This is a genomic window from Campylobacter sp. 2018MI13 (assembly GCF_018501135.1).
In the GTDB taxonomy this organism is placed as follows: domain Bacteria; phylum Campylobacterota; class Campylobacteria; order Campylobacterales; family Campylobacteraceae; genus Campylobacter_E.
The window spans coordinates 1-906 of record NZ_JAHCZC010000159.1 but is presented as its reverse complement, the minus strand read 5'-3'; the positions used below and the strand labels follow the sequence as shown (position 1 = coordinate 906).

Annotated in this window: 1 rRNA gene; it reads left to right on the top strand. The window is 34.7% G+C overall.

Going from position 1 to position 906, the window contains the following annotated elements:
- Positions 1 to 390 precede the first annotated feature (390 nt).
- Positions 391 to 906: ribosomal RNA gene (locus tag KJQ99_RS09430) — 23S ribosomal RNA — on the top strand; the annotation flags it as partial.

Below are 906 nucleotides of genomic sequence, written 5' to 3'. Positions count from 1 at the left end.
AAAACTTAAACAGAGCATTTAAGCTAAATGTTCTTTCTAGGTTTTATTTAATTTAATTCTATGTTTATATATAGTTTCTAACCTAGTGTTATTTTATTTATCAATGTTAAGAGTCACAAGCAAGTAATATAAAACAATTTCATAAGCTTGTTAAAGGTAGTTATACTTAATCTCTTTCTTATTACATATATTTAAGTATATATAAGAAAAAGTTTTTAAGCATCACAGCTTAGACGCTTTCCGTCTTGAAGATTAAGATTAATAATTACATAAAAACTTTAGCAAGGAAGTAATGCGTTTTAGTAATACTAAAAACAATAACAATAATGCATGCAAATATATTTCAATTAATACTATTAATTGTAAAAATATTAATAACATTATTAACAAAGGTAAGCTAATAAGAGCAAATGGTGGATGCCTTGGCAGACAAAGGCGATGAAGGACGTACTAGACTGCGATAAGCTACGAGGAGCCGTCAAGGGGCATTAATTCGTAGATTTCCGAATGGGGCAACCCAATACATAGAGATATGTATTACCATATATGGAGCGAACGTTGGGAATTGAAACATCTTAGTACCAACAGGAAAAGAAATCAATAGAGATTACGCTAGTAGCGGCGAGCGAAAGCGTAAGAGGGCAAACCACTAGTTTACTAGTGGGGTTGTAGGACTGCAACAAAGACTAAGCAAAGATAGTAGAACAAGTTGGAAAGCTTGAGCGTAGAGGGTGATACTCCCGTACATAAAATCTTTACTTTACTTAGCAGTATCCTGAGTAGGGCGAGACACGTGAAATCTTGTCTGAAGCTGGGTCGACCACGATCCAACCCTAAATACTAATGTCTGACCGATAGTGTACAAGTACCGTGAGGGAAAGGTGAAAAGAACTGAGGTGATCAGAG